This window comes from Paenibacillus sp. BAC0078, from assembly GCF_054483875.1.
Map to the genome: position 1 here is coordinate 145,861 of NZ_JBTLRW010000008.1, position 21,810 is coordinate 167,670.

The following is a 21,810-nucleotide window of genomic DNA, read 5'->3' on the forward strand; positions in this document are numbered from 1 at the left end:
AAGCAAAGGAGTCTGCGTATGTCCAAACGAGCAAAAACTGACCGAAACGGCTTAACCGAGCAGCAGTATTTAGAAAAATATAATCCCGGGATGTATGAGCGTCCGTCCGTTACTGTCGATATGCTTATTTTTACCGTCATGGAGCAGGAGCAGAACAATTACCGCAAGCTGTCCGAGAAATCTCTGCAGCTTCTGCTGATTCAGCGCGGGGAGCATCCTTATCTGGGACAATGGGCGCTGCCGGGCGGTTTCGTCTCTGTGGATGAGAGCCTGGAGGATGCTGCCCGCCGGGAGCTGTTCACTGAGACGAACATCGACAATATTTACATGGAGCAGCTCTATACCTGGGGAGAGGTCCAGCGTGATCCGCGGATGCGTGTCATCAGCAGCGCCTACATGGCGCTGGTTGACCGCACGGCACTGAATGTGAGAGCAGGAGATGATGCCGACGCTGCGGATTGGTTCAAGGTCGCCTATGATGTGCTTGAGACCAGCCGCGGGGAGCAGGCGAACGGCTATAAGCAGGAACAGCAGATACGCATTACCCTAACGAACGAGAGCACAACCTTGACAGGTGTAGTGAAAATTACGGAAATTGTTCAAGGCCACGTACGGCGGGTTGAACGTGAGATTACCGAGAATGACGGCTTTGCCTTCGATCATTTGAAGATGATTCAATATGCCATCGAGCGTCTGCGCGGCAAAGTGGAATATACCGACATTATTTTCAATCTGATGCCACCGCTGTTCACCTTATCCGAGCTTCAGCGGGTCTATGAGATTATTCTGGGCAAAGAGCTGCTCGCCGCAGCCTTCCGCCGTAAAATCGCGGGCAGCGTGACTGAAACAGAGGAATTCACCAAGGATGCCGGTCATCGGCCTTCGAAGCTATACCGCTATAACATGAACCGGGATTTGAATTAATGTAGAATGGAGAGTTTATAATGGAGCAATTTACTTATTTTTATCGGAGCGCGTCGCCATTTTCACAGTGGTATCCCTGCAGTTTTACTGCGGAGGGGAATCTATTCGATTGCGCGGAGCAGTATATGATGTATGGCAAAGCACGACTATTCAAGGATGAGGAAATAGCCAAGCAGATTTTGCGGGCCAGAACCCCCAGAGAGCAGAAGGAATTGGGAAGGAAGGTGAGCGGTTTCAATAAAGCTATGTGGGATAAGCACTGCAAAGAGATTGTCTACCAAGGCAATAAGGAAAAGTTCCTTCAGAATGAGGAGCTGCTGCAGATCCTGCTGGGTACTAAGGGGACTACATTGGTGGAGGCCAGCCCAACGGATCGGATTTGGGGTGTTGGATTGGCCGAGGATGACCACCGTATCCGCAGCAGAGCGACCTGGCGCGGCACCAACTGGTTAGGAGAGATTCTGACGAATCTGCGGGAGGATCTATTGCAGGGAGAGCATACCCGGGCATGATTTTTTAGCCAACGGCGGGTGCTCCGTTCTAGTGCGTGAATGCAGAGTACACTATAATTGCCAGGATTACGAGCATGATGAGCCAAGTGAGCGGGTGATTAGGATTTAGGTTCCAGCCAATTCCAGAGATTTTGCGAGTAAACAACGGCTGTCCAGAGTTTTTACCGAAGTATCTGCCCCACATAGTGTACCTTCTTCCTTCAGTTAACAGCAAAGCTGCTTTTATTGTGATCTAATTTTACTCCTCCGCGAGCCTACTTGTAAATGACATTCCCATCCATAGCTGTATTTATAACAGACGAATATTTTGCTGCAGATTGTCGTGTGATGTTGTTAATAGAACTTTTATGCGGATATGTGGAGAATTAGATAAGCTTGTCAAATGTAAATTTTGGTAGAGAGTAGGGTGGGGCAGTGATTAACTGGAAGGAATCATACGAAATTGGAGTGGAGCGGATTGACTGCCAACACAGACAGCTGCTTGCGAAGCTGAATGAGTTTTTTGAAGCATGTACGAACCAGCAGGGAAAAGAGAAAATCGAAGAGACCCTGAAGTTTCTGAAGGAGTACACGCTTGAGCATTTCGGCAATGAGGAAGAATTGATGGAGGAGATCGACTTCCCCGAACTGGCCGAGCACCGCAAGACCCATGCTGAGTTTGTAAAAACCGTACTGGAACTGGAAGAAAGCATCAAGGCTAAGGGAGTATCTGTACTTTCCACAATCAAGCTGAACCGCACGTTAACGGACTGGCTGCTCAATCATATTAACAAATGTGATAAGCTGATCGGGGAATGCATTGCCAATAAGGGCAATCAAGCTGTATAACCTGAATATAAAAAGATGAAGATGCCGCAGGGCATTTTCTTTTTTTGCTTTTTTACGGAATGAAGCTGTGGAGCGGCAGGTTTATCTCATCCCCCGGGCAGAATTAATCCTCGTCAAATACTTTGTGTTATGATTTGAGGTAGAACGAATAGATAAACTGCATGCTAAAGGAGTGGAATCATGAAAATACTGCGTATGCTCGCTTCCGGGCTGGTCATGCTGCTTGTGCTGGGACTTGTGAATGTCTACATTGGATTTCATCTTTGGGTTTTGCTAGATTATTGGCTGCCCGGTATTTCGGCCGCTGTATACTGGCTTGTTTTTCTGATCGTTGCTTTTGCCTATGTGATCGGGATGGTTCCCTGGCCGCAGGCTGTGAAGCCTATCGGCAGACTGTTCAAGGTTACAGGCTCCTATTATCTGGCTTGCATGGAGTTTGCCGTTATTATGCTGCCGCTTACTGATCTGCTGTATTGGGTGCTGGGGCTGATGGGGGTTGAGCGTGCGGGCTTTACTTCTGAGGCTGGAGCAACACTGGTGGTCCTGCTTGCCGTCTTCCTGATTTGGGGCTCACGCAATGCCTGGAGTACGGTCGTGCGCAAGCATCCGATTCAGATCGGCAAGTCCATTGGATCGAGCACTCCGCTCACCGTCGCTGTCGCTTCCGACCTGCATCTGGGCAACATCGTGGGCAATCGCCATTTGCGTAAAATGGTTGCGGAAATCAACCGGATGCAGCCCGATCTTATTCTGCTCGCCGGAGATGTGCTGGATGACAGTATTGAGCCGTTCATCCGCAACAGGATGAGTGAACAGATCAAGCAGCTCAAGGCGCGCTATGGTGTATATGCGGTACTCGGCAATCATGAATACTACGGCGGTTCTATCGCTGAATACACGGAACTCATGCACAGTATCGGCATCAAAGTGCTGCAGGATGAGGTAGTGGAAACGGCAGGTCATTATATCGTTGGCCGGAAAGACAAAACTGCGGAGTCCATGGAGACCGGAGGGCGGCGAAGCGTGGCATCCTTGCTGGAAGGGCTTGACCTCTCGCGTCCTGTCATTATGATGGACCATCAGCCAACCGGGTTTGATCTGGCAGCCAAGGCTGGTGTAGATGTTCTGCTCTCCGGTCATACACACCGCGGGCAGATCGCTCCCAATCACTGGATTACGAAACGGCTGTTTGAGCTGGACTGGGGTTACTTGCGCAAGGATAACATGCATGTAGTCGTCTCCTCCGGCTATGGAACCTGGGGACCTCCAATCCGTCTGGCCAGCCGCTCCGAGCTGATCAAGCTGGAGGTTATGCTGGAAGGCAGCAAGCAATATGGGGAGGAACCTATTCACGGAAACCCTGTCCTGGTTTAACAGGTAAGAATCTGCCTGGTCTTTTTTATCTTCGAAACCAACCCCATTATCTCTATAAAAAGAGCTGATGGGGTTATTTATATGGTTGCAGAAGGTGCGTATGAAATTAAAGCTTTGACATTCGCCACTGGATAAGTTACCTTTATTTCAATATAGTTAAGCTATTAACTAAATGGAGAGGAACAATGACGATGGACAGATTGCAAGAAGACAACAAGGGGAAGGAAGAAACGGATATTGACGATTTGCAGCAGCTTGTGCTGGACCTGCCGGCGCCTAATGAGGCATTTTTCACTCTGGTTGAGACAACGGCGAATCTGGTGGCGGTATCCGAGAAATACTGGCAGTCCCAAGGGCTGAATGGTGCAAGAATCCGTGTGCTGGTGGAGATTGCGCGGCAGGGCGGAACCATTCTACCTTCTGTGCTTGCCGGACGGATCGGGGTTACCAAGGCAAATATCAGCCTGCTGCTGACACCGCTGGAGAGGGATGGATACATTAGCAGGGCTGAGCACGTTCAAGATGGGCGTAAGACTATCCTTTCACTTACTGAAGCCGGGCGTAAGCTGCTGGCTCAGCAGCTTCCCGGGAACCGCGCAACCGTTGCGCAGGAGATGAACCGGCTGGACGCGGAGGAGTTAAGACAACTGATGTCGCTGCTGCACAAACTGAACAGGCAATAATTGTGGGGGAGGGCAATGCAATACAATCCCGCAGCAAGAATCTTTGGAAAAATAGTTAATAGCTTAACTAAATGAACATTAAAGGCGGGGAAGAAATATGACAATTATGATTACCGGAGCTACAGGCCAGCTTGGACAATTGATTATAGAACAGCTTGTGCAAAAGATTCCGGCGGAACGGATCATTGCCGGTGTGCGTCAGCTAGACAAGGGGAAGGCTTATAAAGAGAAGGGGATCGGGCTTCGCCTAGTGGATTATGATGTGCCGGAAGCACTTGAGGAGGCCTTTGCCGGAGTATCCCGGCTGCTGCTGATCTCCAGCTCCCATAGGGATGATGCTGTCCGGATCACCCAGCACACTAACGTAGTGGAAGCGGCTAAGAAGGCCGGAGTTGCGCATATCCTGTATACCGGCTTTGCTTTTCCGCAGCATGGCAATAAGGCAGCGGGTAATGTACATTCTCAGACGGAACAGGCAATCCTCGATTCGGGACTTGCTTATACTTTTGTACGGAATGCGCTATACATTGATTTCGTAGGTGTGCTCGGACTGAATGAGGCGATAAGCAGCGGTGTGCTCACGACGTTCCCTGGAGGCTGGCGGTTCAATGCCGTTACTCGTAGCGATCTTGCGCTGGCAACCGCTCAAATCCTTGCCGGAGAAGGGCATGAGCAGCAGATTTATGAGCTGGCAGCACCGAAGACATGGACCTTTGCCGACCTGGCGCAGGCGCTTACAGAGCTTGCCGGTAAACCGGTGGTTCACGTAGAGGAGCCCGCAGCTCAACACTGGATTTACAATTTTCTCAGCAGTATTGATACGGTGTCTGCCTCAGAGGATCTGCAGCGGTTGATGGGGCGCCCTGCAACTGCGCTCAAGATGAGCATACTGCCTTTTGTCAACCCCCGGAATTAACAGCCCTTAGTTGTCTTATCATGTTAATGTTGCTACTATGGGGACAGCTATGCAGGGATTTTCCGGGGAGTGTGAAGGAATGAAGAAGATATTGGTAGCCGATGATGATGTGAATATCCGCACGCTGCTACGGCATGTATTAACCAGGGATGGTTATTTGGCTGTGGAAGCCGCCGACGGGCGGGAAGCGATAGAACTGATGAAGGGGAGCACGGTCGATCTTGCGGTGGTGGATGTGATGATGCCGCATGTGGACGGGCTGGAGCTGTGTCAGCACATTCGGGAAACGTATGATATTCCGATTATATTGCTTACTGCCCGCCAGCAGCTCAGCGATAAGGAGCAGGGATATTTGCGCGGGACGGATGATTATGTGACCAAGCCCTTTGAGCCGGAGGAGCTGCTGTTCCGCATCAAGGCGCTGTTCCGCCGGTATTCGGTGGCTGCTAGTGACAAGATCCGCCTAAATTCACTGGTGATTGACCGCAAGAATTATGAGATCAGCAGCGGTGAGGATGTGCTTTTGCTGCCGGTGAAGGAATTTGAGCTGCTCGCACAGCTTGCACAGTATCCGGGGCGTCTATTCTCGCGCAGCGAGCTGATTGAACTGGTGTGGGGAGCGGATTACGAAGGTGATGAGCGGACGGTGGATGTGCATATCAAACGCCTGCGCGACCGGTTCAGCGATTACAGCAATGATTTTACGATCCGCACTGTACGGGGCATCGGCTACAAAATCGAATTGGTGAACCCATGAAATCTCTCTATGTAAGAATGAGTATATTGTTCTGCTCGGTGATTGTGATCAGCAGCCTGCTGGGATTTCTCGTATCCAATGTCTATTATCAGGCCAAAATCAAACCGCAGAACGACGCCAAGCTAACCAAAATGGCCACCGGGGTGCAGCAGTTTATCGAAGACCACCCGGATGCGGTAGAGGAATATCTGCAAAGCACCGCCTCCTTGGGTTACAAAATATATCTCTCGAATGATCAGGGCGATGAACGGTTCTATGGCCTGCCTTTCCGTAAAAATGATCTGCAAGAGGGAAAACTGCAAAAGGTGCTGGCAGGAGGCATCTATCACGGTGTAGCGAATTTCCCCAGCAAGGCGTTTATTACCGGATTCTTCGATAATCAGCTTAGCAACACGATAGGCGTGCCTATACATAAGGACGGACAGACCTATGCGATGTTTATGCGCCCGGATGCTGAGGTACAGTTCGGCGAGCTGCGGATCTTTTTTGCGGTGCTGATTGCATTTACGATTCTGTTCAGCCTGTTGTTTGTTCTCATTACTGTCCTTCATGTTGTGAAACCGATCACCCGGCTGACTGAGGCGACGAAGAAAATCTCCAAGGGCAGATACGACATCAAGCTCTATACAGCGCGGCGTGACGAAATCGGCCAATTGGCCTCCCACTTTATGATTATGAGCCGGGAGCTGGAGCGGACGAACCGGGCACGCCAGGAGTTTGTCGCCAACGTCTCGCATGAAATCGAATCGCCGCTGACCTCCATTCAGGGCTTTGCCCACTCGCTTAAGGACGGTACAGTGCCTGACCCGCAGAGAGTGGAGTACCTGTCCATCATTGAGGAGGAGAGCCGCAGATTGTCCATGCTGAGCAAGCAGCTGCTCACCTTGTCGTCGCTCGATTATGATGAGAATGCACTGGATAAGAGGGATTTTGACCTTCGTGCCCAGCTGCGCCAGGTTGTGCAGATTATGGAGTGGAGGCTGACGGAGAAGGAGCTTGCCGTACGGCTGCATGTGGCGGATATCTTTCTTGAGGGCGACTCCAATCTGCTCTATCAGGTGTGGATGAATCTTGTGTCCAATGCGGTAAAATATACGCCTGCGGGCGGTTCCATTACCATTTCAGCGCGTATCTTGGATCACAACTGTATTGTTACCGTAACGGATACCGGCGAGGGGATACCGGCGGATCAGCTGCCGATGATTTTTGACCGCTTTTACAAGGTAGACAAGGCACGTACCCGCGACAGCAACAGCACCGGTCTGGGGCTTGCGATTGCCCGTAAAATTATCGAGGTGCATGGAGGCACCATCGAAGCAGCAAGCACACCCGGGATAGGGACAACCTTCACGGTGACACTGCCGCTCTTGTAATTTATTATTCATACTGCGTTCATTTTCGCCTTCTAAACTGTGTCTATACAGAGTAGAAGGAGTGGTTACATGTTTTTAGCTATCAGGGAGATGAGGCACTCCAAAGCACGCTACAGCCTCATAATGGTCATTATGCTGCTGGTCTCGTTTCTGGTCCTGTTCGTGACTGGACTGGCCAGAGGCCTTGCCTATGCCAATATTTCAGCCGTGGAAAATATGTCCGCAAACTATTTTGCCGTGCAAAGCGACGCTGATCATGCGTTCAGACGTTCCCAATTAAGTGATACGGAGCTAGCTGCTGCCCGTTCGATTACCGGGGACAAGAATGCAACACCGCTGGCGGTGCAAATGAGCACCATTACGGCAGACGGCGCCGATGTAAAGGCGGACATTACTTTTTTTGCAGTAGATATGGATGGTATGCTTGCGCCAAAGGTGGTTCAGGGTGATGGCATTACCAATAAAACCAAGGGCAGTGTCGTTGTGGATTCTAAGCTTAAAGAGTCGGGAATCAGCATCGGCAGTGTGATCAAGGATCAAGCTTCCGGGCTGACCTTTAAGGTAGCCGGTTTTGTAAAAGACAGCTCCTACAGCCATACGCCTGTCGTGTACATCAACAATCTGGACTGGCAGGCGATGAGACAGGGTACAGGACAGGGAGGCAGCAAGACCCAGCCGGTTCCTTATAATGTTATTGCGCTCAAGGCTACTTCCGCTCAGACCACACAGATCACAAGCAAGCTGGACAATGTGGAGGTCATTACGCAAAAGCAGGCGATTGCCAGCATCCCTGGTTATTCTGCTGAACAGAATTCACTCTTGATGATGATCGTGTTCCTGTTCGTGATTGCCGGGTTCGTGCTTGCGGTATTCTTCTATGTGATCACGATCCAGAAGTCCAGCCAGTTCGGCATCCTGAAGGCAATGGGCACCAAAATGTCCTATTTGGCCTGGAGTGTGGTCGGCCAGGTGCTGATCCTCTCCGTAGCCAGTCTGACGATCAGCCTGCTGCTGACCTTTGGGATGAATATGGGGCTGCCGGATTCGATGCCGTTTCAACTGGAGGGCCAGACGATTGTGCTGACCAGTGTGCTGTTTGTCGGTATGTCACTGCTGGGTTCGCTTATTTCTGTAGCTAAAGTAGCAAAAGTAGACGCCTTGGAAGCGATTGGGAGGACTGGAGCATGAGCGCCAAACTGATAATGAAGCAAGTAACTCACACTTATGGTGACGGAGATGGGGCAAGAACCATTCTGAATAAACTTGATCTTACTGTAAATGATAGTGAATTTGTTGCTGTACTGGGGCCTTCAGGCACCGGCAAAAGCACCTTTCTCTCCGCCGCAGGAGCGCTGCTGACTCCGACCAGCGGGGAAATCTACATCGACGGAGAGCCGCTGACGGGCAAGGATAAGGGCGCTTTGACTGAGCTGCGGCTGCAAAAAATCGGCTTTATGTTCCAAAGTGCACAACTTCTTCCGTATCTGAAAGTAGAGGAGCAATTGCTGTACGTAGCCAGATTGGCGAAGCTTGGTACCAAGGAGGCAAAGGAGCGTTCAGCCTATCTATTGAAGCGGCTGGGAATTTGGGAACGGCGGAACCATTATCCTGAGAAGCTCTCCGGCGGCGAGAAGCAGCGTGTGGCGATTGCCAGGGCGTGGATGAACAAGCCGGCGGTTCTGTTCGCGGATGAGCCGACAGCCAGCCTCGATTTCAACCGCGGCAAAGAGGTTGTGCAGATGATCGCAGACGAGGTGAAGAACGAAGGTAAAGCCGCTGTCATGGTGACCCACGACGAGCGGATGCTGGAATGGTGCGACCGGGTGCTGTATTTGAAGGACGGCGTACTGGTTGAACAGTAGGAATAGCCTATCTAAAAAATTAACGGATACCAGCCTGCATAGGGACGGTATCCGTTTTTCTTTTTGGCAGCATTGTTATGGCTAAGGAATAATAGATGCTTGACTCCACTCAGCGTATATCGCTGGATCTTCCTTTTGGACATAGTGAATAAACGGGGCTAAATAACCTATATTTGCAAGACTGCTTAGTATTCTTGCCGGATAGGGCTGGACTGTCCTATACGAATTCACATGATCAATCACCTTGATCTGTTCCTCGGGCGTAACATATACATGGCGCAATGCAGAATCAATCCTTGTAAATCCGACTCGTTTCATTTCATTAAGCATCGTTAACAATCCTTTAGCAAGAAAAGAAGGAAAGGATTGCTGGCCAGAAAGAAACACTTTAATGCCTTGTCCCCGGATAAATTCCATAATGATATAGTTCTGCCCGACCTCGTATACTTGGGGAACAAACGATGCAGAGGAGGCCCTAAGGAGAGAGTCAGCCTCCTGCTGAGCATCGGACTCATCAGCATAAACCTTGACACAAGTAGTTGGCGATAGCTGGAAAACTGCACCTTGTGCGCCCGCCCCAAGAAAGGGTAAGCCTGCCGGATTGCACCACTGTACCTCATAGGGAAGCCCAGGCCGATGAACGCCGGGATATACCTGGATATTGAAGTCTGTCATACTTTATCACCCCTCCGAAATAACCTTTTCACACTGAGAAATTAGCTTGCAGGAGGCTCAGCCAATTAGGGAGATTACACTTTCGGCTATTTAATGCATACGAGACTGCTGCAATTTCCTCTTGAGTAACCCCCCATTCAATTGGCATTACAGCCATAACCTCAAGCAGTTCGCCTGTGGGTAGTGCTGTGATGTTAGCTATTGCTTGTCTAAATGAATCAGTCCCCTTCAAAAAGGGAACAAATTTAGCATACAATGATCCCCAAAACATGCGATGCACAGAAACTGAATTCAAAATCGACGGCACCGTCCAGTTTGGTCCATTGAAGATATTGGCATTATCTATCATCCACAGTTTTGGAAACTCCCCCCTAGAGACCAGGATATTTTGCGCAGAATCGTTCCACAAATAGCGGTCATTGTTATCCAACCAGTAGTCAAATGCAATGATATCAGCGGCCTGAGTAATGTTAATACAACCGGCAAGTTCTGCATCTGTAGGATGGTTCGTACAATCAGGAACATATCGGCTACCAAAATGCGGACCCAGTCCTAGATCGTACCCAAAGTTTAAGCAATGATTCCTCACAGTCTCGTGAATGTAGATAACTTGACTATCGGGAACAGGGAGATTCAATCGCTTTGCTATCCAGCAGGATATCATCTCATTCGCAAGAGCCCGAACTCCCTGAGGATTACTTGATAGTTTGACTACATATAAATTACCATCGCTGCATTCCATCAAGTGAGGCACACTCCATCCAATAAGCGGTGTAATGTATTTGACAGCCTGAATCATGAACCCACCTCCTCTAAAAGGGTCAATTTGATTCAATTCTAGTGTATGTCCCTCAGAGAGTTTTGGTATAGATAGATGCTCCATCACATCAACCTTCTTTGCTGAGCAGCAGAATTCGTTGCTCACGGGGATGCACGGTTCCGCTGCTTGAAGGTAAGCTTAAAGAGAGTGTGAAAGGAGGAATGAAGCGTTATGGCTAACGCTGACAATACGGTGCATACCTGGTCTCCGGCTTCGCTGGGCGGTGGCGGCTATATTACAGGACTGATTCAGCATCCGTCCCTAAGCGGAGTGTTATACGCCCGCTGCGACGTGGCGGGGATCTTCCGCAGCTCTGATGGAGGCTTCACCTGGGAAACCCGGAACGGGGGGTTGACCAAAGCTTACCACCACCAGGTTCAGAGCTTTGCCATTAGCCCTCATCATCCTGAGGTGCTGTTCCGCTGCTCCGGTGAGGTGAGAAGCCGTAAATTCTACGGCTCGGTACACAAATCCGCTGATGGCGGGCACAGCTGGTGGGAAGTCTGCACAGGTATGGGCTTCTATGGCAATGGGCCGACAAGGATGTACGGCGAGGTTATCGCGGTGGATCCTTTTGACCAGCGGATTGTAGCTGTCGGTGGCTATACAGGAGGCTTATGGATAAGCCGGGACGAAGGGGAGACCTGGAAGCAGACTCAGTTGCCGGAGGAACGATTCGGGTGTGTTGTTTTCCATCCAGGCATACCCGGAGTGCTGTATGCAGGAACAATAAGCGACGACGATTTGAACATGGACTATGCCGAGGTCGGGGAAGACGGAGTGCTTGGACTGCTTCAGGATCAACCCAGGGGCAAACTGGGCAGATTATATGCCAGCAGCGACCACGGAGAAACTTGGACACTGCTGCATGAAGGCCCCAGCTTCGCCGAACTGTCGTTTGACTGCCGGAATCCGCAGCGCCTGATGGCCGCCTGCATCTGGAAGGGGATCCGCAGCAGCGCGGATGGCGGACGGACCTGGCAGCCTGCCATGACCGGGCTGCTCCCGGGTGAACAAAGGTACGGCACTATCATCCAGGATATCCATCAGCCGCAGAGATTGTACACCGCCCCGGATCTCCGGCCGCATATGGAGGACGTTCCGCCGATTCCGCTGTATGCTTCCGTTAACGGCGGTGAACAATGGGAGCTGCTTCAGCTTCATTCCGAGGAGGATCTGAGCGGGTTTCCCGCATATATGGACCATTTCGGAGGAGGGTCGCGGGCTTTCGCAACGGGCTGGGCCATCTCTAAAATCATTGTGGACCGCTTCTCGGAAGGCCGCCTCTACCTAACCAATTGGTACGGAGTAGCCGTCAGCGAGGATGGCGGCAGGACGTGGTGTGCAGGGCAGTTCCGGGGACTGGAAACGACTTGCATGGAAGCTGTATTCGCTGCTCCGCAGCAGCCGGGCAAGTTCTGTATCACAATGGCGGACCATCCGCCAAAGATAACAGAGGATGGCGGGCGAAGCTTCCGCGATTTGCCTGGACTGCCCGATTATTCAGGCAGCACCGCCGTTGTCATCGCTAGAGCAGATCACCGCCGCTATCTCTACGGACTTGTCGGCCGTGGGCGGACAGCGTGTATTGCCGCCAGCAGTGATAACGGAGAGAGCGCTACCGCCGTGCTCACTCTGGGTCCGGGGCTGTTCGTTCAGGCTTTGCGGGAGGACGGCGTGCGCTCCGGCATCTTCTATGCCTATATTGACGGGCCAGTCGCGTCTGGCGCCGGAATCTATCGTTCCGTGGATGGAGGAGAATCCTGGCTTCGAACGGCTTTTCGTCCGCCGGGTTATATGGCGTCACTGCCGCATCAGAAGCGCTGGATTGAAGCCGAGCTGCTGTCCGTAGTCGTCTATCAGGTCAAGAATGCTTGCGGAGCCAATCAACTGCTGGCGGCAAGCCCCTTTCAGGAAGGCCGGATTCTGGTTGGCGAATGGACCGAGGGCATCTGGCAGTCACAGGATGGGGGAGACAGTTGGGCATCCATAGGCGAAGGACTTCCGTTCGAGCGAAGCGGTCCCGCTTCTGTATTGAACGTAGTGGCTTACTCGCCCAATCGCTTAGGTAAAATATATGCCGGCTTTATATCGGAAGGCTTGTGGTGTAGCGGTAGTGACGGCCAGAGCTGGAATAAGCTATACCCGGCTGCAGAAGGAGAAATTTTCAATGCTTCGGCATTATCCGTTGGTACTGGAGAGCACGGCGAAGATCTGCTGATCCTTGCCAGCGAGCCGATGGTGGTGAACGGGACGGATTCACAGGTGGTGTGCAGCCGGGATGGCGGTATTCACTGGGAGACCTGGGACCAGACTAATCTGGGTGCGGTCCGCTGGAAAGGAATTGCTCTGGACAGCGGGGGCAAGGGGCTGATTGGTGTATCTTGCGGGAACGGGGCCTTTCATTCGACGATCATAGACAAATCGTAGACAAAAACACAAATTTTTCAAAAATACCGGACATCATTGCTGCAGCACACTTTTCGTTGCTGCTGTACCTTGTTGAATATTGTAGAAAACGCTTACATTGGAGGTGCCGGACGATGTATTCATCGTAATTCCACCGGCTAAATCCCAATGGAGGCCTGATTAAAATGGTTCCACGAACAGGCAAGATATGGTTCCAGGGTTGGCTCGCTGCAGTACTGTTGATCGCATCGCTTGTTGTGTCGCCAGCCGTTTCCAGGGCGGCTGGCGAGAATCTGCTCAGCAATCCCGGTTTTGAAGCCGGGGATACAGGGTGGGAGAAGTGGGGCAGTCCGGTGGTCACCACCACCGAGAAGCATGGGGGAGCAAAAAGTCTCCAGGTAAAAAGGAATACAGGAGGCGCTTCAGCTTCAGTGGCAGTTCAGGAAGGTAAAACCTATCGTGTCGGATTGTGGGTCAAATTTGCCGGAACAGGAGTCACGAATGGTGTCATAGATATGGATGCTTTTGGCCCGACGCAGACGAAGGAGCAGCTTCACTTCTCGGGTTCTACCGCCTGGGAGTACCGGCAACTGCTGTATACGCCGGGGCCAGGTGTGCAGTACGTCCGGCTCTCCTTCTGGAACAGCACCAGCAAGGATTATTACATTGATGATGCTGTGATCCGGGAGAATGTGGATATTGAGCGCCCAAGCATCCCCGGCAATTGGCAGGCCGTGCATGAACCGGACTCCCTGAAGCTGGTCTGGGCCGGCTCCACGGATGATATGGGTGTCGAATCCTACCAGTTGTCCTACAAAAGGGCGGATGCCCCGGATTGGAACACAGTAGCAATTCCTCAGCAGGCTGGCGTTACAGAGTACACCTATACTTTGAACAATCTTGATCCGTTCTCTGTGTACGCCATTATGCTGCGGGCGAAGGATGTGGCCGGCAACACCTCTGATGCTGTCATGGGGCTGGAAGCTACCCCGGGGCCAAATCAGGTTGTGAACGGAGATTTCGAGACCGGTATGCTGGCTCCAATGCAGGGCACTGGGACGGTGCAGACCACAACATATGATCCTTATTCGGGGCAATATGCTGTGCAAATGCAGAACCATTCTGCGATCAAGACAGCCGAGATTCCCGCTCAAGGCGATACCTCCTATCTCGTCTCGTATTGGGGCAGATTCAATGCCAGTTCACCGGGGACCTTCACGGTAACACTCGACGTTTATCGGGAAGCCTCTACAGCTTCATACCCGCTCTATACAAACCGGACAGCGGCATGGTCGCGTTCGGAACAGCAGATTCAGACGGCAATTGACGCGGTATACCTGCAGCTCCATGCGGGTAATTCGAGCGGCGGAGATATGTTCATGGATCAGCTATTTATAGGCGAAATGCCTGAGCTGCCCGCAGATCTTTCGCCGAGTGCGCCTGCGGGGTTTGCTGTTAGCGGTGTGGATGGTGTGTCCGCGCAGCTCAAATGGGCCGCTTCGACAGGACCTTTTGGTGTAAAAGCGTATAAGCTGCTGTACAAAAAAGCCTCTGCTGCCGAATGGAGCAGCTTAACGGTTCCGTATGTTCCCGGCCAGTCGCAATATGCCTATAAGCTGGAGGGCTTGTCGCCTGAAAGTCTATATGATATAGCGGTACAGGCCGTCAGTGAAGGAACTGCGATCTCGGCAGCAAGCTCGCTTCAGGTAACAACCGGGACCATGTCCCCGGTCAATCCTAATGCGTCTCCAGAAGCGGCAGCTTTGCTGGACCGTCTGTATGCCACGGTTGGGAATGCCGTCTATACGGGACAGCATAATTATTACGAACATCCTACGCAGTGGTATGACAAGGCAGCAGAGCTGACCGGATATTATCCGGCATTATGGGGCTCGGATTTCGCCTATTATATTGGCGGAGATATGAGCGCAATGCGGCAATCCATGATTGATGAAGCGATAGCGAAGGGCCATGCAGGTACGATGGTAACGCTGACGTATCACGAGACCCGGCCTATGGACCCGAATACCTCTGGCTGGGAAAGTGTCACGGGAGATGTGACGGAGGCGCAGATGACGGATATCGTGACCCCGGGCACAGCACTGTACAACCAGTGGGCTGCCCAGGTGGACGAGGTTGCCGGATATCTGGAACAGCTAAAGGATGAGGGAATTCCGGTATTGTGGCGGCCTTATCATGAGATGAATGCTGAATTCTTCTGGTGGGGTGCGCGGCCGGAGCTGTTCAAGCAACTGTGGCGCAATATGTATGACCGCTTCACCAATCTGCATGGGCTGGATAATCTGATCTGGGTATGGAATCCGAATGCGGAAAGCTCCTGGGCGTATGACTCGGCCCCTTATTATCCCGGCCATGAGTATGTGGATGTGCTGGCTATGGATATCTACAATAACGATTACCGCGACACGTATTATAACAAGCTTGTGCAGCTCAGCGGCGGCCGGCCCATAGCCATTGGGGAGAATGGCGAGCTGCCGGATATGCAGATGCTGCGGGAGAAACAGCCGCGTTATGTATACTTCATGACGTGGGCAGAGTATTTGACTGATAAAAACTCAATCAGCAGCATTCAGGCGCTATACAGCGATCCGCGTGCCCTTAACAACGGCGAGACAGGCAACGGCCCCTTCATTCCACCGCCAGTGGACAGCTATATCATTGACGAATTTGAGACTTACGGCGGTTCGAATGGAAGCCTGCGCTCCAAATGGCAGCGCAATGTCTCCGGCAATGCCGCGACGGTAACCCTGGACACGTATCATCTGAACGGTGGCACCTATGGGCTGAAGCTGGATTACACGGTCGGCAATCCCGGCTATGCCGGAGTCTACCGCAGCATGGGCAAGGAATGGCCGGGCATGGAGGCCATATCGTTCTGGCTGCAGCCGGATGGCTCGAACCGGCAGCTGGCGGTTCAATTTCATGAGACGAACGGCGAGGTGTGGGAAGCCAGCATCAAGATTGAAGGGACCTCGGCACGGGTTGTGACCATCCCCTTCACCAGTTTTGCCCGCCCCGGCTGGTCTACTGGTGGCAATGGGGTCATTGATCTGGGCTCTATTAAGGAATTCGCCTTCTATGTAGCGCAGGGCAGCGGAACCCAAGGCAGTGGAACGTTGTATATCGACGATGTGAAAGCTATCAAGCTTCCGGTTGCTGGGGAGTAGTGAGGTTATTGCTTCCGGTTGCCGCCTTACCTTGCTTCACGGCCGCATTTCACGCATCATTGCTGGACCACATTTTTCGTTGACCACGGTACTAGTGGCTCCTTCCCGATCTGCATAAGATGAAGATGTAAAGCAAAGAAACAGGAAGGATGACAGACGTGGAAATCCAACGAAAGCTCATCACTAAAACGAAAGGAAATCAGGATAATAGGTGGTCCAGGTGGATCAGGCAATGGGATATTCAGCTAATGGTTGTACCGGCGCTGCTGTTCATCTTTGTATTTAGCTACTTGCCGATGTACGGGGTGCTGATGGCGTTTCAGGATTATCAGTTGTTTGGCGGTTTTTTGCACAGTCCCTGGGTCGGGCTGAAGCATTTTGAGGCGTTCTTCAATTCGCCGGACTTCTGGACGGTCATGCGCAACACGATTGTCATCAGCCTGCTGAAGCTGTGCATTGGTTTTCCGGCTCCGATTCTGCTGGCGCTGATGCTGAATGAAGTGCGGCATATGCTGTTCAAAAGGATCATCCAGACGGTCAGCTATTTACCGCATTTTCTCTCGTGGGTGATCGTGGGCGGATTCGTAGGCTCCATGCTTTCGACCGACAATGGAAGCGTTAACATGCTACTTATGAGCCTGCATCTTACTACTGAGCCGATCAGCTTCCTGTCGGTGCCGGAATACTTCTGGGGCATTCTTGTTGGAACGGGCATTTGGAAGGAGATGGGGTTCGCGGCCATTGTCTATCTGGCAGCCATTGCCGGCATTGATCCGCATCTCTATGAAGCCGCTTCCATTGATGGAGCAGGGCGCTTCAAGCAGATTCAGCTAATCACGCTGCCCTGCATCCGGCCGGTCATTATCATCTTCCTGATTCTGGCCGTGGGCAACATTCTGAATGCCGGCTTTGAGGATATTCTCATTCTGGCAACAAATCCGATTCTGCGGGATGTGTCCGATGTCATCGACACCTATGTCTACCGGATGGGGATTCTGAACAACCGGTTCTCCTACGCAGCAGCGGCGGGGTTATTCAAGGCAGTTGTCAGTATCGGCCTGTTAGCTCTGGCTAACAAGGCAGCGAGAAAAATGGGCTCAAGCCTATGGTAAGCAAATGGTCAGCTATTCTAATTGTGACAGGGAAAGCGGGGAACAGGTTATGTTGAGGCTGTCTTCGGGAGACAAAATACTGCACGCATTAATCTATATATTGCTGCTGCTGCTGGGCTTCATCACCCTGTACCCCTTCTGGAATTCCTTGGTAATTTCCTTCAATGTAGGCTCAGACACAGCGCTTGGGGGGATCACATTCTGGCCGCGCAGTCTAACGCTGGATAATTACGAGGTGGTGTTCCGGGACAGCCGGATCGGTCACGCCTTCTTGATCTCTATCCTGCGCACCATTGTGGGGACTACGCTGTCGGTGATGTTTACAGCTATTTTGGCATATGGCTTATCCCGGCAAGAGCTGATGGGACGCAAATTTTACATGGTGTTCTGCATCATTACGATGTATTTCAGCGGCGGGCTGATTCCAAGCTTTCTGCTGCTGCGCGAGCTTGGCATGCTGGATACGTTTTGGGTGCTTGTCGTTCCCGGATTAATCAGTGTGTATAACATGATCATCTTCCGGACTTTCTTTCTGGGGCTGCCGGCAGGCCTTGTTGAATCGGCGCGGATTGACGGCTGCAACCACATTGGGGTGCTGCTTCGCATCATTTTACCGATCTCCGGGCCTGTCGTGGCTACCTTGTCACTGTTTACGGCTGTCGGCCATTGGAATGATTGGTTCTCAGCCAGCATTTATATTAACAACCCCGATCTGATTCCCATCCAGACCCTGCTCAAGCAAATTCTCAACTCCAATATCGTAACGGATCAGCTACAGCAGGCGATAGGGAGCAATGCGGCGGCGCAGGACCGGCTGGCGCTGGTGCAGTCGGTGACGAGCAAATCGCTGATTATGGCAACTACAATGGTAGCAACGCTGCCGATTATTATGGTCTATCCGTTTCTGCAGAAATATTTCGTAAAAGGTGTGCTGATTGGTTCGCTCAAGGAGTAGGAGGAACCCTGAAGCAACTTATATAGGCCTGAAAGCAGGCCGCACCAAGTGAACATTAGAGAGGGGTTACTCATTTGAAGCCTACTAAGCGTTTTTCGCTGCTGACGGTTGTGTTGTGCACGGTGCTTCTGATGGCCGGTTGCGGAGGAGGAAATAATGCTGCGGCTCCAACCGCGGAACCTACCAAGGAACCTGCCGCTACGGAGACTGCTGCTGCCAGTGCAACTGCAGATGCTGCATCACCAGCTATAGGAAGCACTGTGAAGCCGGTCGCCTTCACTTATTATAGCAATTACGACTGGGATACCACGGAAGAGTGGGGCAGGGATTCCACGACCCGCTGGATCGCAGACACGCTGAAGGTTACGATGACGCCTGTTCAATCCAGTGGCGCTGCGGAGACCAAATTCAGCACGATGATTGCCTCAGGTAGTCTGCCGGATCTCATTATGATGGACCGGGGAGCCAATGTGGAGCGCCTGCGGCAGCCCGGCCTGCTGGTTCCCCTGGATGATTATCTGGACCGTTACCCCAATTTGAAAAAAAATGCCGGAGAAGCAACGCTGAACATGCTCCGCTCCGAGGACGGCAAGCTGTACCAGTTCCCGAACTGGTACACGTCAAGCCCGAACGGCAATGGGGGCTGGATTATTAACCGGAAGATTTATAAGGAGCTGGGGTCGCCGAAGCTGGAAACCTTCGATGATCTCTACGCCTACCTGAAGCTGGTGAAGGGGAAATACAGCGATGTGGTTCCGCTTGAAGTAGGGGCTAAGGGCCGGGGAATTGATACGATGTACGGCGGCTTTGCCGAGAATAAGCCTTATCTGCCCAAAGCCAATCCGGTTGGCAATACGCTGCAATCCATTTTTGAGGACCAGGTATTCATCGAGAACATGCAGTTCGCAAGCCTGCTGTTCCGCGAGAAGCTGATTACTCAGGACCTGTTCACACAGACCGGCGACCAAATCTCCGAGAAGCTCAAAACGGGCCGGGTGGCGGTCTACGTGGACGGAGATGTAGTGAACCCGGGCCGGGGGGCTGACAGTGCGCTGCGCGCAGCCGATCCCGAAGCCGGCTACGATATCATCTGGCCGATTCATAAGGCCGGCCTTGCTGCCAGCAAGATTACCCCGAACAATTACAATTCGCTGGGCTGGAATGTGCTTGTGATCACGAAAAATGCGAAGGACCCGGAAGCTATTTTCTCCTATCTGGATTGGGTGACAAGCGATGAGGGCCAGCGCATACTGAATTTCGGACGCCAGGGTCTGTACTGGGATAAGACCGATGCGGACGGCGTGCCGATCCTGAATGAACAAGGGCTGAATACTCCGCAGGGTGACAAGGACAAAGAAAGAATCGGCCGCTTTAACTGGGTTGGCAACACTACCTTCATTGACCATACCAAAGCCAAAATGGATGCGCAGCTGCCGCCAGACAAGCAAAATTGGACGACACTGGCCCAGCAAAAGGTAACCTGGAAGACCTCCAAAAACTTTACGGAGTTCGTGAATCTGGACCCGCTGCCTGACTCCGAAGAGGGAACTATTGCGACCGCAGTGAATGATATTTACCAGGAGGTCTTTGCCAAAGCACTGTATGCAAAAAGTGATGAAGAGGTCAGCAGCCTCTTAAATAAAGCCAATGAGGATGCGAAACGCGCAGGTTATGAGAAGCTGCTCAAATTCCAGACAGAAAAATGGCAAAACAACCTCAGCAAGATGAAATAAAGCTAGAGCGGGGTCTAAGTGTGGGGTATACTGTAGCCAAGTGTACCCCCATTTTACTATAAAATGTAATTTTGGTGAATGAATTCGAGCGGCTGAAGTCTGAGTTCGAAGGATGGGATAGGATGTACAAGGTGCTGCTGGTGGACGATGAGCTGCTGGATCTGGAGGGTCTGCAGCGCTTCATGGATTGGGACGGTCTTGGCATGGAGGTGTGCGCAGCCGCGAGTAGCGGCTTTGAAGCGCTGGAGGTGCTGGAATCCCAGGACGTGGATATTATTGTCACGGATATCAGAATGCCGATTATGTCAGGAATGGAGCTTGCCCGCAGAGCTCTGGAGCTAAGCCCGAAGCTGAAGATTGTTTTTGTGAGCGGGTATGAGGATTTCCAGTATGCCAAGCAGGCGATTTCCATGAACGCCTCCGGCTATGTTCTGAAGCCGATGGACGATGAGGATATGCGCCGGACGCTTGAAGAGGTGCGGGAGACCCTGGACCGGGAAGGTGAGCACTCGCATTTGCAGCGCTGCTTCTCGGAATCGGAGCCGCTTGTCAAAAGAGAGCTGTTCCTGCAGCTTCTGGACGGGATGCCGGATGAAGAAAGGGTGCTGCCGCTGCTTAAGCGGATCGGCATTACCTGGCGGACAACCCGGCTGTACACAGCGCTGCTGGAGCCCGATGATTTGTCCTGGAAGCTGAATGGCTACGGAGATGGAGCCAAGGCGGACATGGAGAACCGGCTGGAGAGAGCGGTCGAGCTTTTTTGCGCCGAGGAACGGATTCAGGCCTGCAGAACGGAGCGGTTCCATTATGCGCTGATTCTGGAGGAGAACGTGGACAGCGGACGGCTGCGCAGACTGATTGAACAGGCGGTTAGCGGACTGCCGCTTACGGTGACGATCGGGGTCGGGCCTGCTGTGACGAGTCTCAGGGAGCTGCCGGACTCTTTTCAGAAGGCGAAGCATGCGCTCGGACTGAAGCTGTTCCTGGGCAAAGGCAAGCTTATTCTCCACTCCGATGCCAGAGGGCCGATCTCAGCCAAGGCCAAGGATCTGGACAGCATACTCCAATCTTTATTTGCGGCTATGTCCTCTTACCGGCTGGTGGATGTGGACGACTGTAATGAAGAGCTGTTCGTGTGGGTAGGAAATATGGAAACCAAGCTGGAGATTTATCAGTTGTTTTTGCACATTGTCTCCAAGCTGGACGCTTATCTGCATACGATTAATGAGGATTTTTATGAGCTGCTGGGACTGGAAAAGAAGCACCTGAGCATTTTATATCATCTGGAGACGATTGAGGACATGAAATCCTGGCTCCGCCGCCGGATGTTCGAGCTTTCAGAGCGGCTTCAGCGCAAGCGGCAGGGCAAGAAACGCAAGCTTGTCGCTGAGATTGAGAAGTATATCGAAGAGCGTCTGGAGCATAATGTCATGCTGCGGGATGCGGCGAATCATTTTTCTTTTTCACCCAATCATCTGGGGCAGATCTTCTATGAGGAGACCGGGGTTTATTTCTCGGACTATGTCAGTCTACGGCGGTTGGAGCGGGTCAAGCAATTGCTTGGCGATCCTAAGCTGAAGGTCTATGAGGCCGCCAACCGTGTGGGATACAAGAACCTTTCCCATTTCAGCAAGCAGTTCAAGGAGTATTACGGCGTCAGTCCGGGCGACTACAGGAGACATTTGTAAG

18 protein-coding genes are annotated in these 21,810 nt (G+C 52.0%); 16 read left to right on the plus strand and 2 right to left on the minus strand.

Annotated elements, in window-relative coordinates; genetic code table 11:
• Positions 1 to 18: 18 nt before the first annotated feature.
• The 10 genes from ACX1DY_RS16710 (at position 19) to ACX1DY_RS16755 (ending at position 9,229) form a co-directional block, all read left to right on the plus strand.
• Complete coding sequence (locus tag ACX1DY_RS16710; RefSeq protein WP_458965320.1) at positions 19 to 924, plus strand: NUDIX hydrolase; 906 nt, start codon at positions 19 to 21, stop codon at positions 922 to 924.
• Positions 925 to 944: 20 nt separating this feature from the next.
• Positions 945 to 1,436: an NADAR family protein gene (locus ACX1DY_RS16715; RefSeq protein ID WP_458965321.1), complete on the plus strand. Its 492-nt coding sequence runs from the start codon at positions 945 to 947 to the stop codon at positions 1,434 to 1,436.
• A gap of 414 nt (positions 1,437 to 1,850) precedes the next feature.
• Complete coding sequence (locus ACX1DY_RS16720; protein WP_458965322.1) at positions 1,851 to 2,264, plus strand: bacteriohemerythrin; 414 nt, start codon at positions 1,851 to 1,853, stop codon at positions 2,262 to 2,264.
• A gap of 180 nt (positions 2,265 to 2,444) precedes the next feature.
• The gene (locus ACX1DY_RS16725) at positions 2,445 to 3,638 is read left to right on the plus strand and encodes a metallophosphoesterase (RefSeq protein ID WP_458965323.1); all 1,194 of its coding nucleotides are present in this window, start codon (positions 2,445 to 2,447) and stop codon (positions 3,636 to 3,638) included.
• Between the two features lie 191 nt (positions 3,639 to 3,829).
• Positions 3,830 to 4,321, plus strand: coding sequence for a MarR family winged helix-turn-helix transcriptional regulator (locus ACX1DY_RS16730; RefSeq protein ID WP_458965324.1), 492 nt, complete (start codon positions 3,830 to 3,832; stop codon positions 4,319 to 4,321).
• Between the two features lie 97 nt (positions 4,322 to 4,418).
• Entirely contained in the window at positions 4,419 to 5,237 is an 819-nt protein-coding gene (locus ACX1DY_RS16735; protein WP_458965325.1) for an SDR family oxidoreductase, read from the plus strand.
• Between the two features lie 79 nt (positions 5,238 to 5,316).
• Positions 5,317 to 5,994 (plus strand): response regulator transcription factor, encoded by a 678-nt coding sequence (locus tag ACX1DY_RS16740; RefSeq protein ID WP_458965326.1) that lies wholly within the window; start codon positions 5,317 to 5,319, stop codon positions 5,992 to 5,994.
• The gene (locus ACX1DY_RS16745) at positions 5,991 to 7,367 is read left to right on the plus strand and encodes a sensor histidine kinase (protein ID WP_458965327.1); all 1,377 of its coding nucleotides are present in this window, start codon (positions 5,991 to 5,993) and stop codon (positions 7,365 to 7,367) included. Before ACX1DY_RS16740 ends, ACX1DY_RS16745 begins: the two co-directional genes overlap by 4 nt.
• A 69-nt stretch (positions 7,368 to 7,436) precedes the next feature.
• Positions 7,437 to 8,555 (plus strand): ABC transporter permease, encoded by a 1,119-nt coding sequence (locus ACX1DY_RS16750; RefSeq protein WP_458965328.1) that lies wholly within the window; start codon positions 7,437 to 7,439, stop codon positions 8,553 to 8,555.
• Positions 8,552 to 9,229 (plus strand): ABC transporter ATP-binding protein, encoded by a 678-nt coding sequence (locus ACX1DY_RS16755; protein ID WP_458965329.1) that lies wholly within the window; start codon positions 8,552 to 8,554, stop codon positions 9,227 to 9,229. The genes ACX1DY_RS16750 and ACX1DY_RS16755 overlap by 4 nt, the downstream gene beginning before the upstream one ends.
• 81 nt (positions 9,230 to 9,310) lie before the next feature.
• Here ACX1DY_RS16755 and ACX1DY_RS16760 read toward each other — a convergent pair whose 3' ends face one another.
• Together ACX1DY_RS16760 and ACX1DY_RS16765 are read right to left on the minus strand one after the other, a co-directional pair.
• Positions 9,311 to 9,904: an AarF/UbiB family protein gene (locus ACX1DY_RS16760; RefSeq protein ID WP_458965330.1), complete on the minus strand. Its 594-nt coding sequence runs from the start codon at positions 9,902 to 9,904 to the stop codon at positions 9,311 to 9,313.
• 28 nt (positions 9,905 to 9,932) lie between these two features.
• Positions 9,933 to 10,703, minus strand: a complete 771-nt coding sequence (locus tag ACX1DY_RS16765) for a HipA family kinase (RefSeq protein ID WP_458965331.1) — start codon at positions 10,701 to 10,703, stop codon at positions 9,933 to 9,935.
• A gap of 192 nt (positions 10,704 to 10,895) precedes the next feature.
• Here ACX1DY_RS16765 and ACX1DY_RS16770 point away from each other — a divergent pair, with 192 nt between their 5' ends.
• The 6 genes from ACX1DY_RS16770 to ACX1DY_RS16795 all read left to right on the plus strand — a co-directional run bounded on the left by ACX1DY_RS16770 (position 10,896) and on the right by ACX1DY_RS16795 (position 21,809).
• Positions 10,896 to 13,154, plus strand: coding sequence for a hypothetical protein (locus ACX1DY_RS16770; protein ID WP_458965332.1), 2,259 nt, complete (start codon positions 10,896 to 10,898; stop codon positions 13,152 to 13,154).
• Positions 13,155 to 13,318: 164 nt separating this feature from the next.
• Positions 13,319 to 16,321 (plus strand): glycosyl hydrolase, encoded by a 3,003-nt coding sequence (locus ACX1DY_RS16775; protein WP_458965333.1) that lies wholly within the window; start codon positions 13,319 to 13,321, stop codon positions 16,319 to 16,321.
• 248 nt (positions 16,322 to 16,569) lie between these two features.
• Positions 16,570 to 17,433 (plus strand): ABC transporter permease, encoded by an 864-nt coding sequence (locus ACX1DY_RS16780; RefSeq protein WP_458965474.1) that lies wholly within the window; start codon positions 16,570 to 16,572, stop codon positions 17,431 to 17,433.
• Between the two features lie 49 nt (positions 17,434 to 17,482).
• The gene (locus ACX1DY_RS16785) at positions 17,483 to 18,388 is read left to right on the plus strand and encodes a carbohydrate ABC transporter permease (RefSeq protein ID WP_458965334.1); all 906 of its coding nucleotides are present in this window, start codon (positions 17,483 to 17,485) and stop codon (positions 18,386 to 18,388) included.
• Positions 18,389 to 18,519: 131 nt separating this feature from the next.
• The gene (locus ACX1DY_RS16790) at positions 18,520 to 20,121 is read left to right on the plus strand and encodes an extracellular solute-binding protein (RefSeq protein ID WP_458965475.1); all 1,602 of its coding nucleotides are present in this window, start codon (positions 18,520 to 18,522) and stop codon (positions 20,119 to 20,121) included.
• A gap of 122 nt (positions 20,122 to 20,243) precedes the next feature.
• On the plus strand, positions 20,244 to 21,809 hold the full coding sequence (locus tag ACX1DY_RS16795) for a response regulator (protein ID WP_458965335.1): 1,566 nt from the start codon (positions 20,244 to 20,246) through the stop codon (positions 21,807 to 21,809).
• The last annotated feature ends 1 nt before the right edge of the window (position 21,810 follow it).